The 12,653-nt window shown below is 62.0% G+C and carries 14 protein-coding genes; 1 reads left to right on the top strand and 13 read right to left on the bottom strand.

All coding sequences use genetic code 11. The features are described from left to right. Positions 1-76: 76 nt before the first annotated feature. From ACFQT0_RS00745 to ACFQT0_RS00780, 8 genes are all read right to left on the bottom strand, one after another. A complete protein-coding gene (locus ACFQT0_RS00745) occupies positions 77-412 on the bottom strand; it encodes a hypothetical protein (protein WP_380199552.1) in 336 nt (111 codons plus the stop codon). An 87-nt stretch (positions 413-499) separates the two neighbouring features. Then, positions 500-640 (bottom strand): hypothetical protein, encoded by a 141-nt coding sequence (locus ACFQT0_RS00750; protein WP_380199554.1) that lies wholly within the window; start codon positions 638-640, stop codon positions 500-502. 4 nt (positions 641-644) lie between these two features. Further along, entirely contained in the window at positions 645-1,820 is a 1,176-nt protein-coding gene (locus ACFQT0_RS00755) for a glycoside hydrolase family 88/105 protein (protein WP_380199556.1), read from the bottom strand. Between the two features lie 367 nt (positions 1,821-2,187). Continuing rightward, the gene (locus ACFQT0_RS00760) at positions 2,188-2,559 is read right to left on the bottom strand and encodes a hypothetical protein (protein WP_380199558.1); all 372 of its coding nucleotides are present in this window, start codon (positions 2,557-2,559) and stop codon (positions 2,188-2,190) included. A gap of 41 nt (positions 2,560-2,600) precedes the next feature. After that, a complete protein-coding gene (locus ACFQT0_RS00765) occupies positions 2,601-4,556 on the bottom strand; it encodes a glycosyl hydrolase family 28 protein (protein WP_380199560.1) in 1,956 nt (651 codons plus the stop codon). A 265-nt stretch (positions 4,557-4,821) separates the two neighbouring features. Continuing rightward, positions 4,822-5,574 carry a TonB-dependent receptor gene (locus ACFQT0_RS00770; RefSeq protein ID WP_380199562.1) on the bottom strand — a complete coding sequence of 251 codons (753 nt, stop codon included), beginning with the start codon at positions 5,572-5,574 and terminating at the stop codon, positions 4,822-4,824. Beyond that, a complete protein-coding gene (locus ACFQT0_RS00775) occupies positions 5,499-7,106 on the bottom strand; it encodes a carboxypeptidase-like regulatory domain-containing protein (RefSeq protein ID WP_380199564.1) in 1,608 nt (535 codons plus the stop codon). Before ACFQT0_RS00775 ends, ACFQT0_RS00770 begins: the two co-directional genes overlap by 76 nt. Then, positions 7,039-7,224, bottom strand: a complete 186-nt coding sequence (locus tag ACFQT0_RS00780; protein WP_380199566.1) for a hypothetical protein — start codon at positions 7,222-7,224, stop codon at positions 7,039-7,041. The genes ACFQT0_RS00775 and ACFQT0_RS00780 overlap by 68 nt, the downstream gene beginning before the upstream one ends. A 467-nt stretch (positions 7,225-7,691) precedes the next feature. Between ACFQT0_RS00780 and ACFQT0_RS00785 the strand changes: the two genes are divergently transcribed. After that, positions 7,692-8,606: a LacI family DNA-binding transcriptional regulator gene (locus ACFQT0_RS00785; RefSeq protein ID WP_380199568.1), complete on the top strand. Its 915-nt coding sequence runs from the start codon at positions 7,692-7,694 to the stop codon at positions 8,604-8,606. Positions 8,607-8,990: 384 nt separating this feature from the next. Here the strand turns inward: ACFQT0_RS00785 and prmA are convergent, their stop codons facing one another. The 5 genes from prmA to ACFQT0_RS00810 all read right to left on the bottom strand — a co-directional run bounded on the left by prmA (position 8,991) and on the right by ACFQT0_RS00810 (position 12,597). Next, on the bottom strand, positions 8,991-9,821 hold the full coding sequence (prmA, locus tag ACFQT0_RS00790; protein WP_380199570.1) for a 50S ribosomal protein L11 methyltransferase: 831 nt from the start codon (positions 9,819-9,821) through the stop codon (positions 8,991-8,993). Between the two features lie 133 nt (positions 9,822-9,954). Further along, positions 9,955-11,325, bottom strand: coding sequence for a hypothetical protein (locus ACFQT0_RS00795; protein WP_380199572.1), 1,371 nt, complete (start codon positions 11,323-11,325; stop codon positions 9,955-9,957). Beyond that, entirely contained in the window at positions 11,304-12,065 is a 762-nt protein-coding gene (locus ACFQT0_RS00800; protein WP_380199574.1) for an ABC transporter ATP-binding protein, read from the bottom strand. The genes ACFQT0_RS00795 and ACFQT0_RS00800 overlap by 22 nt, the downstream gene beginning before the upstream one ends. Positions 12,066-12,220: 155 nt before the next feature. After that, on the bottom strand, positions 12,221-12,343 hold the full coding sequence (locus ACFQT0_RS00805; protein WP_380199576.1) for a hypothetical protein: 123 nt from the start codon (positions 12,341-12,343) through the stop codon (positions 12,221-12,223). Beyond that, positions 12,295-12,597, bottom strand: a complete 303-nt coding sequence (locus ACFQT0_RS00810; RefSeq protein ID WP_380199578.1) for a hypothetical protein — start codon at positions 12,595-12,597, stop codon at positions 12,295-12,297. Before ACFQT0_RS00810 ends, ACFQT0_RS00805 begins: the two co-directional genes overlap by 49 nt. Positions 12,598-12,653: the final 56 nt, after the last annotated feature.

The raw sequence follows: 12,653 nt of genomic DNA on the forward strand, positions 1-12,653 counted from the left end.
AACTTTGGTTTCCCTTCAGAATTATTGCCGGAAACGTTTCCGATAGCTCCGGGCCCGCCAGCTGCCGCTACCCTGCTTACTTTTTGTTTAGCAGCCACTTAGCCAGGTCTTTCCCCGCCTGGAAGTTCTCGAAGCTGGCCGGAATCTTGCGCCCGTCTACGTACTCGTTGTACAGCCACGGGTCGCCGAGCACGAACACGCGCCCCTTGCCCAGATTGGCAGTGGCCATGATGACCTTGCCGTTGTTGGTGACAAGCGGTTGAGCCGGAGCCTGCACGGCCAGCACCGCCAGTTCCTTCACATAGGCGGCAGTAGCGTTTTTAAACACCGTTTTGCCCGAAGTCAGCTCAACTTTGCCTTGCTCGAACTGGCTGCCCTGCACCATGTTCACGCTCTGGTCGGTGAACTTCACGCCGAAGTTTTTGGCCAGCCTGGTTGAAGTGCTTGATATCGCAATTGGCCGTGTCGTTGGCCAGCAGCACCAGCGTGCCGCCGGCCTTCACCCAATCGGTAATGGCCTTGCTGTGGTTGGGCTGAATGTAGTTGGGCTGGGGGTCTCCTTGCGGGTGTCGGGGTCCACGATGATGTAGACGCTCAGGTTCTTGAGGCTGGCGGCAGTGGGCGCTGCGGGAATAGCCACGGTTTTAGCGCCTAGCTCGCGAAACTGATTGCCCCACAGCCAGAAGCCGCCGTGTGTGCGCTCCTCCCAGGTGTAGTGCCACTGCTCCTGCTCGCCGGTGAGAGCGTTCTTGCGCAGGCTCGTGGTTGAAGTAGTAATCCAGCCCCACGGTCTTGCCCTGGCCGATGGCATTCTCGGCAGCAATCTCCATTTCGGTGCTGGCCAGGATGAACGGGCCCACGCCCTTCAGGTCGTTTTTGCGCAGCGGCTCGCTGAGGTAGTAGTCGTATGAGCCGTCGCGGTAGGGCTTGCCGCCCAGCCCGCCCACGCTCACCGTGCCGTTGAAGGCCAGTGCGCCGGTGGATTCCGTGGCCACGAACGACTTTAGCAGGCCCTCGTAGCCTTTCTGGGCCACTTTGGCGAAGCTTTTATCGAGGTAGCCCATGCGCACGCCCTTGGCCAGCGCGTACACAAACATGCTGGAGCCCGAGGCCTCGGCGTAATTGCCCTTGCGCGATTCCTGGTTCATCACCAGGCTCCAGGTGCCGGTTTTGGGGTCCTGGTACTTGGCCAGCACGGGGGCCAGGCGCTTGATGGCCTTGATGAGGACGGGCCGCTGCGGGTGGTTCTGGGGGAAGTAGTCGAGCACGTCAACCAGCGCCATGCTGTACCAGCCGATGCCGCGGTCCCAGAAATTGGGCGACTGGCCGGTGGTTTTGTTGGCCCACTGCTGCTCGCGGCTCTCGTCGTAGCCGTGGTAGAGCAGGCCCGTTTTGGGGTCCACCAGGTTCTTCTCAATCAGCGCAAACTGCTTGGCCACATCGTTGAACCCCGCCGGCTGGTTGAACATCTGGCTGTATTCGGCATAGAATGGCTCGGCCATGTACAAGCCATCGAGCCACATCTGGTTGGTGTAGATTTTCTTGTGCCAGAAGCCGCCCTCCTTGGTACGAGGCTGGCTGTCGAGCTGCTTGCGCAGCAGCGTGGCGGCCTTGGCGTACTTCTGGTTGTCGGGCACAGAGGTCTGGGCCAGCAACAGCAGGGCGTGGCCAGTGGTGAGGTTGTCGAGGTTGTAGTCCTCCATTTTGTAGGTGCGTACGCTGCCGTCGGGCTGCACAAACAGGTCGAGGTCCTTCTTGATGTAGGTGAAATACTTGGCGTCGCCGCTGCGCTGCCACACCCGCTCCAGGGCCCGCAGCATCAGGCCCTGCTCGTAGTCCCAGCGCGTGGTTTTGCGCGTGCCGATGAGAATGGAATCCGGATGCCAGCGATGAAGGCATCGGCCATGCGCTGGGAGAGGGCGACTGGCTTGGCAGCCGTTTTGGCCGTCTGCGCCACAGCAACTTCACTCAGTAGCGAAAGCCCCAGCAGCGGCAACAGGAAATGGGTCTTATTCTTCATCGTATGGTTTTTCATTCAATGCTGTCATGCAGAAGCGGAACGTCATGCCGAGCGCAGCGAAGCATCTTTACCGCTTCGTTGCAGCGAAGGGATTACTCCCAAGGTAAAGATGCTTCGCTGCGCTCTGCATGACGGCCTAATCAAAAGTTAGCCCAGTTCGCAGTAACCTAGCGCTTGGCCATGATGACCGTTTTCTTGCCAACTTTCTCGCCGAGCTGCACGTCTTTCTTGGCTAGCTTGGTGTTGGTGTTAGTCAAGCGAATGTCTTTGCTGCGGTCGCCGGTGACGCGCAGCAGCAGCTCGGCGCCGTTGGCGTAGCGGATGCCATCGAGGGTGATGTTGCGGCTGTTCTGCACTTCCATCACCGGCATGGTTTCGGTCGAGAGCAGGGTCACGTTTTTCAGGCGAATGTTCTCGGCCTCCTGGCACACGAGGCCCTTCTTGCTTTCCAGCACCGCGTTTTCGATGCTAATGTCTTTGATGCTCATTTCCGGTAGGCCGCGCACCAGGATGCCGGTAGCGGCGCCCTTGCAGGTCACGTTGCGGATGCGGAAGTTGCGGAACTGCGGGGTGCCTTCGTTCAGGGCTCGGCCTTCATCACGGGCGGGGCGGTGCTTTCGCCCAGCAGCGGCACGGGGTCCTTGGCGGCATAGTACATGTCGAACAGGATGGCTTCGCCAGCGATGTCGGTCATGTCCACGCCATCGACGAAGATGTTCTCCACCACACCGCCACGGCCGCGTGCCGTTTTGAAGCGCAGGCCCACGTCGGTGCCCATGAAGGTGCAGTTGCTCACAAACAGGTTGCGCGCGCCGCCCGACATCTCTGAGCCAATCACGAAGCCGCCGTGGGCGTGGTACACCTTGGTGTCGCGGATGATGAAGTTTTCGGTGGGCACACCGCGCTTGCGGCCCTGCTCATCGCGGCCCGATTTGATGCAGATGCCGTCGTCGCCCACGTCAAAGGTGCAGCCTTCTACCACGCCGTTGCGGCAGGATTCCAGGTCCAGGGCATCGGTGTTCTGGCCGTACCAGGGGTTTTTGGCCGTCACGTTGCGCAGCGTGATGTTGTCGCACAGCAGCGGGTGAATGGTCCAGGCCGGGGAATTCTGAATGGTAAAGCCTTCGAGCAGAATCTGCTTGCAGCGCGTGAGGCTCAGCATATTGGGCCGCAGGAAATCCTTCACGTCGGCAAACTCCTCGGGCTTGGCTTGCTGGCCGGGCTTCAGGATGCCGGGCTTGGTGGCATTGGCGCCTTTCAGGGACTGGGCCGAGGGGTACCAGGTGTCCTTCTTCTCGTTGAGCACGCCGCCCGAGTCCAGCAGCTTCTGCCACTGCGTTTCGTTGAGCTTGCTCTTTTTCACCATGCGCCAGGCGTCGCCGGCACCGTCGAACACACCCGGTCCAGTGATGGCAATGTTCTCCAAATCGTGGCCGTACAGCGGCGCCTGGTTGCGGATGGCCTCCTCCCCTTCCCAGGTGGTCCGGATGAGGTGATAATCCGAAAGCTTGCTGCTAAACTGCACCAGGGCGCCCTTGGCCACGTGCAGGTTCACGTTGTTTTTCAGCTCAATCGAGGCCGTAAGCCAGAGTCCGCGCGGAATCAAGACGGTGCCGCCCTTCTCCGAGCAGGCATCGATGGCTTTCTGGATGGCGGCCGTGTTCAGCGTCTGCCCGTCGGGGACAGCGCCGTATTTCACCACATTGAACGTGTCTTTGCGAAACACCGGCTCCAGCACCACCGGCAGCTCGTAGGCGTACTTGCCGGCAAACTCGGTACCGCGCAGGTGCGACGCTAGGCCCAGGTTCTGCTCTTTCACGGCCTGGGCTACCATTTGGGCCACGCGGGTGGCGCCGTACTCCGAGAAGTGGGTGTTGTCGTTCTTGGCGGGCGGCACAGGGTTGGGCTGGTAGTAGCCGTTCTGGTAGCTCCAAAACAGCGGCCGGGTGCCTTGCTCGCCGAGCTGCGAATACAGGGCCCAGGTTTTTTCGTGTGCATCAATGAGCGGCACTTTCTGGGCTTTGGCTACTTCGCGCACCACGCCGGGGTACTCGCCGTGGTCGTCCTTGCGCTTGCCGGCTTCGTCGAAGTAGCGACGGCCGACGGGCGTGAGCAGCACCGGGTTAGCGCCCTTTTTCTTGGCTTCCTGCACGTACTTGGTGAGGAACTGGCGGTACAGCGTCTGGGCCGGGGCCGAGCGGGTGGTGTCTTCGGCCTTGGAGTCGTTGTGGCCGAACTGGATGAACACCCAGTCGCCGGGCTTGAGCTGCTCCAGCACCTTGGCCCAGCGGCCTTCGCGCAGGAAGCTCTTGGTGCTGCGGCCGTTCACGGCCGTGTTGCGAATGACGACGTTGTCGTCGAAATACTGCCCAAACTCCATGCCCCAGCCGCGCTCGGGCTTCGTCAGGTCGGGCTTGTCGGCCATGGTGGAATCGCCGACCAGGAAAATCTGCGTTTTGGGCTCGGCCGCCGGCCGGAAGGCCGCCGTCAGGAAAGCTGCCAGCCCAGCCAGCAGTAGTACCAGTGTTGATTTCATCGCGAGCAAGGAAAGAGTTGCGCCCGTCCGTACAGGTCAGCACAGGACAGCGAAGGCAGTATCGCCCTAACAATATTAGCCCCGTTCCGAAGGGTTAGGGCCTAAACTGAGCATAGGGAGGTGCTTTTTTGCGCAATCGATGCCGGGAACGTTCTCATTCCAGCCGGCGCGCACCCCGGACTCACAAGCTTTTGGCAGCCCAGCAGCAAAAAGCCCCGCGGTAATCAGGGCGAGGCTTTTTGCTATAGAAGTTGGATAATCAGACTTACTTCCCACGCACCACCACTGTGCCCGAGCCCTGGGCCGGCAGGCCGGCCAGGCTCACGCCCTCGGCTATGGCCTGGAAGGTGCCGCTGCCATCAGCGGTGAAGAAGTGTAGCTCGGCCTCGCCGCGGGCGTTGGTGCGCACGGTGGGGTTCCAGTACAGGGTGCTGGTGCGCGGGTCGGCGGGTGGGTTGGTGAGCAGGGCGTTGTAGCGGGGCTGGTAAAACTCGCGGGCCGCATAGTAGCCCGGCACCTTCACCGTGGCCACGCCGGGCGCCGGGGCCTTGTCGTTGCCCTTGTAGTTGGGGTCGGCCCGCTTGGTGTACACGGCAATGGCCCCGCCGCTTCCGCCGAAAATGGCCGCCTCAACACCTTTGAAGACTTCCACCGATTCTATCTGGTTGGAAGGAATGGTGCTGATTATGTCGACATCAACCCGGTTGCCATCGAGAATAAACAAGGGCGTGCCCTGCCCCCGAATCTGGACGGACATATTAGGCGGGTTGCCGCTGATGGTGAGGCCGGCCACGCGGCCCTGCAGCAGCTGCAGCATCGTCATACCGGATTGGGCTTCGGGCATGTTGGCAAAGTCTACCACGGTGCCGCCGGAGGCTCCGTACAGGCGTCGCGGGTCGTCGGCCGGCACAGCCACGCGCTTGGCCGTCACCGCCACGTTTTCTAGTTTGATGTTGCGCATGGCCTTCTCGGGATGCAGCTCCAGGTCGGTGGCCTGGGCCTGGCGGCTGCGGCGCACAAAGCGGCTACCCCAGCCGGGGCCGCGGCCAACGACGGCAGCTTGGGCAACGGCTGGACGCCCGGCACCGGCCCGTTGTCGGGGCGAATGATGACGTTGGAACCGCCCTGCGACCGCCGCGCCTGCAGCGTGATAACGGCCGTATCGCGCACCGCGAAACCCGAGAAAGTGAACCGCCCTTCGGCGTCGGTGGTGGCCGTGGCGACGTTTTTCACCGGCTTCATTTGCAGGAACGTGAGCTGGCTGTTGGGAATGGGGCGGCTGCCCTGCGCGCTCACCACCTGGCCCGTGAGCGACACCTCCTGCTCGGGCACATAGCGCACAAGCGGCTTCTGCCCAGCCAGCACTTCTTTCCACACAAAGCGGCGCCAGCCCTGGGTCAGCAGCAGGTCGTCGAGGGCCTGGGCCGTGGCAGCCGACTGCTCCCGAAAGTAATAGCCCGGGTTTTCGACGTAGCCCACCAAGTCCGAGGTCAGCAGCAGGTTGGAGGCAATGGTTTCGGCGTTGGGGTCGAGGGCGCTCAGGCCCGCGTCGCTCACCGCCACGGATAGGTTGGTGGCCACGGGCTGACCCGCAGCATCGGCCACGCGCACGGTGAGCTGCACCGGGGCGTGCGCGCCGTAGCTGGGCTGGTCTGCCGTGACGGTGATGCGCAAGGCGCTGGGGCCGTTTTGCACGAAGGCCAGCCGCTCGCACCTGGGCGTGCCCTCGGCGTCGAATAAGGTGAAATGAACGATGCCGTTGGGGTAATTCTTCTTGGGCATCTTCCAGCTGGCGGGCGCATCGGCCGTCAGGGAGCGGGGGCCGGGGTAAGCCACCACGCCCCGCACTTGCGTGAGCAGCTGCACGGGGCCGGGCGCGGGGGTGCCGGCTGCCCCACGGTAGCGGGCTTCTACCAGAAAGTTCTCGGCGTTTTCCACCACGTGGAGGGTGTAGCCGGTGGGCTGCACGGCCGGCAAAGGATACTCGGCGGTGCTGCCGTCGGGCAGCATGAGCCGCGCGCGGTAGCGCTGGCCAGCGCCCGGCACGAAGGAAAACCGCCCCATGCCCGCGTGCCGGCTGCTGAAATTCGGGACGACCACCGCATTCTGGGCATTGAGAATCTGTCCGCGCACGGCCAGGCCGCGGCCGCTGGCATCGGTGGCTTTGCAGGCTACCACGCCGGGCATCCCTTCCACTAGGTAGCCGCCTTCCGGGAAGAACTGCACGTCGGGCTTGTTAGCGGCCGAGCTTTTGCTTTTGCTGGGGGTGCCGGTAGCCGGGGCGCTGGGCTCCTGCGGGCCCAGCGGCGAGGCCGGCCAGATGCTCAGGCGGCGGCTGTACACAAAGCTGTCGCCGGCATTGCGCATCCAGTTGGTGTAGGCGCGCAGCACGTAGGTGCCAGCGCCCAGCGTATCGGCAATGTCGAGGTCGCCGCTGGCCCGGCCGCCTTGCAGGCGCAAGGTGCGGCGGGCCACCACCTTCTTATCGGGCGACAGCAAATCCACGTGCAGCACCTGGCTGAGCGAGTCGAGCCTGGTGGCGCGAAGCATCTACCACGTAGGCGCTAAACCAGATGGTTTCGCCCGTGGCGTACACCGGGCGGTCGAGGTGGAGGTAGGCCTTCTCACCTTTGGCGACGGCGTAGTACTTGCCCAGCCTGGCGGGCAATGCGCTGCATCAATCCTTCCTCGGTGGGATGCGGGCGAAACGCCGTCAGCATGGTTACCCCGGCCAGCAAGATTGCCAGCCCTCCTTTTTGCACGCGCACTAATTTCATGTTGGCCTGGTGACGAAGGCAGGCTCAAACGCTTGGGCCCGCCGCGAGATTACTGCACAAAGATGGCGACGGCCGGAAGCCCAAGCACCAGCTTACGCGGCACTTGCCCCGAATGCATAGCCGCTGGCACTTGAGCCGGGCCCGCGGTGTTCCGATTTAGCCAGAATTTGCTACTCTTGTAATAGCATTGGCTCAACGATGATTTCCTGGAGTTGTGAGTTTCAGCGCTCGTGGCCCAGTTCGGCGGCTTGGTGCGGTGAGGTTGGGAACGGCCCCGACGGAGCTAATGCTTGCTGAAAGCGCTGGCTTCGAAATGCGACTACCCCGGATGTTTTTTATACTTTCTTAGTTTAAGAGCTTGGACCCCGTTACCATCAAAGACATAGCGCACGCCCTGAACCTGTCGACCTCGACGGTATCGCGGGCCTTGCGCGACAGCTACGAAATCAGCCCTGAAACCAAGCGGCTGGTGATGGAATACGCCGAGCGCCTGAACTACCGGCCCAACCCCATTGCCCTGAGCCTGAAGGGTAGCAGCAGCAAAGCGTTGGCTGTCATTGTGCCCCAGATTGCGAACAACTTCTTTTCGCAGGCCATCAACGGCATTGAGGCCATTGCCTACAACCGCGGCTATCACGTCATCATCTTCCAGACGCACGAGTCGTACGAGCGCGAAGTGGCCAACATCCAGCAGGCGGTATCGCGGCGCGTCGATGGCCTGTTGCTCTCGCTTTCCAGCGAAACCTCCGACGTCTCGCACCTCAAGGCCCTGATTGACCAGGGCATGCCGCTGGTGCTTTTCGACCGCGTGGCCGCCGAGCTGCCTGTGACGCAGGTAGTAGCCGACAACTTCGGCGGGGCCTACGCCGCCACCTCGCACCTGCTCCAGACCGGCCGCCGCCGCATTGCCCACCTCACCATTCCGCCCTACCTGAGCATCACGCAGGAGCGGCTGGCCGGCTACCGCGCGGCCCTCGAGCAGTACGGCGTGCCCTACGACGAAAACCTGGTGCGCTACGGTACCTTCGGGCCCGACGAAGCCGGCCCGCTGGTCGACGAACTCCTGGCCCTCTCGCCCCCGCCCGATGCGTTTTTCACGGCCAGCGACCGGCTGGCTTTGGGCTGCTTGGCCGCACTGCGCGAGCGCGGCGTTGACATTCCCGGCCAAGTTGGGCTGCTGAGCTTCACCAATTCGCAATCGGCCCACTTGCTCAATCCGCCCCTAAGTACCGTGACCCAGCCAGCCCAGGAAATCGGCCAGGCTCGCTGCTGAGCGCCTGATTGAGCAGATTGAGCGCAAGAACAAGAGCACCGGCCCCAGCACCATGAAGCTGCCCACCACGCTCGTGATACGCGAGTCGTCGCAGGCGCTGCCTAAGCTGGTTTCGTAGTGGTTGCTAAGCACGGCGAATTGTTATCGGGATTGGAATTGAGCTAAAAAGCAGAACGTCATGCTGAGCGCTGCCTCGGGAACCTCACCCCGGCCCCTCTCCCGCGGATAGGAGAGCCTGATGTTAAGTAAAAACAGAAAGGCCCGGCTCAATTGAGCCGGGCCTTTCTGTTTTCTAAAGGTAGAGCTAAAACCATGTGCCGTGGCTCCCCTCTCCGCGGGAGAGGGGCCGGGGGTGAGGTTCCCGAGGCAGCGCCTTAATCCTACCTACTCCTTCTTAAAAATAGCCGACACCCAACTCCGCAACGTGCGGTGGCGCTGGTAGCGTAGGCCGTGCTTAGCCGCCTCAGCCTGAATTTTAGGAAGGTCTTCCTCGTAGAAACCACTGAACAGGATAGGCCGGCCGCTGGGCAGCAGGCGGGCGTACTCGTGCATGTCTTCCAGCAGCACGTTGCGGTTGATATTAGCCAGAATCAGGTCGAAGGGCGCTTCGTTAGCCAGGGTTTCGACGCCACCGAGGCGGCACTCGATGTTGCGGCACTGGTTTTCGGCGGCGTTGTCGCGGGCGTTTTCTACAGTCCAAGGTTCGGTGTCGACGGCCAGCACCTGGCGGGCGCCCAGCATTTCGGCCATGATGGCCAGGATGCCGGTGCCGGTGCCCATGTCGAGCACGCGCAGGCCCTTGTGGTCTACGTCGAGCCGGTTTTCTATCATCAGGGCCGTGGTTTCGTGGTGGCCTGTGCCGAAGGACATACGCGGCATGATAACGATGTCATAGTCCACATTGTCGGGCTTGGGGTGGAACGGCGCCCGCACCGATACCCGCTCGGCGATAATCAGAGGCTGGAAGTTTTTCTCCCACTCGGCGTTCCAGTTCTGGCGGGTGATGACGCGGTGCGAGTGGTTCAGGTCGCCGATGCCGGAGTACCGGGCCATGATTTCCTCCACCGCGTCGGAGTTGAAAACCTCTTCGGTGGTGTAGGCACAGAAACCTGCGTCGTTGTCTTCGAAGGTATCGAAGCCTACTTCGGCCAGCTCGGCCACCAGAATATCGGCCAGCTCGCGGGGCGCTTCAACGGTCAGTTCAATAAAATCCATCTATTTGTAATGAGGAATGAAGAATGAGGAGTGAAGAATTGAGCTAAAGCAGCGCTTGGCGCTTCGTTCGCCCCTTCTCATTTCAAGTACTGCGGCAAAGGTCGCAGGAAAAGCCGGGCAAGCCGGCAGCGCGTCAGGCATGGAGGCCGTGCCACAGGCGGCGGCGCAACGCCCCATCGTTGCGCAGGGCCTGCCGTATGGGCCACCAGGCCGAACCCGCGACGAGGGCCGCCAGGGCAATGCGGGCCCACCACCAGGGCAAAAAGTAAAGCGACAGGGCTACCGCGATGGTGAGCAAGCTCATGAGTGTGGAGGTGTTTTTGCGCATGTTGCCAAACTCGACGGTTTCGGCCACGGGCTGGGCCTGGTACAAGCTGCCCCACAGCCCCAGGCTCATCAGCGCCGCGGCACAAAGCGGCAGCAGCCACAGCAAGGGCCAGTAGGAAGCCGGGTACAATCCCAGGAGCGCAACAGCCGACACCAGGCAGTCGATGAGCACCACCGGCCCAACCAGGCGCAGGTACAGCAGCAGCACGCGCCGCGTGAGCCCAAGGCGCAGCATCTCGTTAGCAACCATCGACTTCATAAAGCCAAACAGGTTATTGTTGGCATAGGTAAAGCCGATGACAGGCAGGAAAGTAAAATAGAAGAAACCCTGCGTGGTAAGCTTGGTGCCTTTCACAAAAACCAGGGCCGTTACGACCAGCATGCCCGTCTTCATTAGCATGCCCGTGAGCATCGCCTTCCAGGCTTTGCTGCGGTACACTTTCCACTCCAGCGGCAGGCGCGTTTGAGCTATTCCGGTAGCCGCTTCGGTTTCGGTGGGCAGGAAGCGGGCGCTGAACTGAGGAGCTACCCAGCGCAGCTGTGCAGCCCAGAGCAGCCAAGGCAGCAACGACATGCCCACGCCCAGCGCGGTGGTGTAGCGCGCCTCCGGGTACGCCAACCACCACAGCATCAGCGCCAGGCTCAGCGCATGCCCAAGCAGCAACGGATGCCGCCAGCGCCGCATGCTCACCAATAGCCGCGCGTTAAAACTGAGCACGGCCGCGCCCAGCAGCAACAGCAGGCCAAAACCCGGGACCGAGGCGTGCCCGGGCGCCACGCCCAACGCCACCAGCAAGCCGGCCATGATGGTGATGCGTCGCAGGGTTATCAAATCTAGCAGAAAGGCCGTCACCACGTTTTGCCGGGCCGATACCGGAAAATGCTCGGGCAAGGGCCGCGTGACCGGCCGCAACGTGGGCATAAAGTCCACAAGCAGCGCGGTCGTTAACAAACCCGCGTAAAAGCCGGTGAGCATGATGGGCAGGTAGGTGGCCACTCCCTCCAGGTAGCTGGCGTTGAGAAACAGCCCGAACCCCGCTCCGTAGGCCATTGCGAGCACCAGCAAGACCACCGTTATGGCACGGGTGGTGCCCGATTTATCGGGCCACAGCACGGCCTGCAGGCGGCGGCGCAGCAGGAAAGGCAGAAAGTGCCCTAGCGTTGCGTGGTCAGCCATGTCAGGTCCTGGGTGGTGCTGGTGGCGGGGTGAATGAGCTGTAGCAGGGCATCGCCGAGGAAGGCGCTCTGGCCCTGCAGGAAATCCTGCATCGAGCCCCAGTACTTCACCTCGCTGTCGTCGATAACGAGCAGGTGGGTGGCTACTTTTTCGATGTGGGCCAGGTTGTGCGACGAGACAAACGTGAGGGCCTGCGGCCGGTAAGCGTTGAGCAATGACAGCACGCTGTCGGCCGAAAACACGTCGAGGCCGTTGAAGGGCTCGTCCAAAATCAGCAGCTCGGGGCGGTGCAGCAGGCAGGAGGCAATGGCTACCTTTTGCTTCATGCCGGTCGAGAACGAGCTCAGGGGCTTGCGGCGCACAGCATCGTATCCTTCGAGTAGGTGCCCCAGCAAACTCTCGATGCGGGCCTCGGCATCGGGTAGTTCGTAGATGCGGGCCACAAACTGCAGATATTCTTCCGCGGTGAGCTGCTCGACCAGATAAGCCTGGTTGACCAAGGCGCCCATGCGGCGCTTCACGGCCACGGAAAAGGTCTCGCCCAGCGGCTGCCCATCGAGCAGAATCTCACCGCTATTGGGCAGCAACACATTGGTAAGAAGGTTAAACAGCGTGCTCTTGCCGGCGCCGTTGCGGCCCAGCACGCCCACGCAGTAGCCGGTGTGGGCCATGATGGACACGTCGCGTAGCACGGTCTTCGGGCCGAAGGACTTGGTGAGGTTGCGTAGTTCTAATTCCATTGGTTGACGAGTGGTAGACACCAAATAACGTCATGCCGAACGCAGCGAAGCATCTTGACCGCGCAAGTAATTAGATTACTCTCGTGGTAAAGATGCCTCGCTGCGCTCGGCATGACGTTCTGGTGTTTGGCCAGAGAAGGCCAAACTTCAAAAGGTTATTGCTTGCAGCCGGCGAAGGAGCGCACCTTGGTGTAGTGAATGGCGAAGTCCGCTTTCCCGCGGTCGGGCGTCACGAACAGCACGTAGTCGGCGAAGTCCCGGCCGGGGCGTCGGCCCACAGGCCGGCTTTGTCGGCAAAGAGCTTGTTGTTTTCCTTAAACACAATAAGGTCGGCGAAGGCCTCCTCGGGCTCCACGTACACCGTGCCGAAGCAGTAGCTGCGCCGGCTGGGGTCGGTTTCGAGGTATACCGAGCCGTAGATTTTGCACGGCTCAAGCGAAGCAGTAGCCGGCGCTACTTCTGGCGCTTTAACCGCCGGTATATGAGCGGGCGCTGTTGCCAGTAAAGCCGTGAGTAGGAAGGAGAAGAACATAGCGAGAGCAACAGGTGTGGGCGCAGAATTACGCAGAGCCGGCAGGGGTTCCCGCC

The sequence above is a fragment of the Hymenobacter humi genome, from assembly GCF_042665855.1.
Classification (GTDB): domain Bacteria; phylum Bacteroidota; class Bacteroidia; order Cytophagales; family Hymenobacteraceae; genus Hymenobacter; species Hymenobacter humi.

What these genes read in the sequence shown, in the direction of transcription:
- ACFQT0_RS00755 (WP_380199556.1), bottom strand. Translation starts at nt 1,820, where the DNA reads ATGCTGCGGGCCCTGGAGCGGGTGTGGCAGCGCAGCGGCGACGCCAAG.
- ACFQT0_RS00765 (WP_380199560.1), bottom strand. Translation starts at nt 4,556, where the DNA reads ATGAAATCAACACTGGTACTACTGCTGGCTGGGCTGGCAGCTTTCCTG.
- ACFQT0_RS00775 (WP_380199564.1), bottom strand. Translation starts at nt 7,106, where the DNA reads ATGCTTCGCGCCACCAGGCTCGACTCGCTCAGCCAGGTGCTGCACGTG.
- prmA (WP_380199570.1), bottom strand. Translation starts at nt 9,821, where the DNA reads ATGGATTTTATTGAACTGACCGTTGAAGCGCCCCGCGAGCTGGCCGAT.
- ACFQT0_RS00795 (WP_380199572.1), bottom strand. Translation starts at nt 11,325, where the DNA reads ATGGCTGACCACGCAACGCTAGGGCACTTTCTGCCTTTCCTGCTGCGC.
- ACFQT0_RS00800 (WP_380199574.1), bottom strand. Translation starts at nt 12,065, where the DNA reads ATGGAATTAGAACTACGCAACCTCACCAAGTCCTTCGGCCCGAAGACC.
- ACFQT0_RS00810 (WP_380199578.1), bottom strand. Translation starts at nt 12,597, where the DNA reads ATGTTCTTCTCCTTCCTACTCACGGCTTTACTGGCAACAGCGCCCGCT.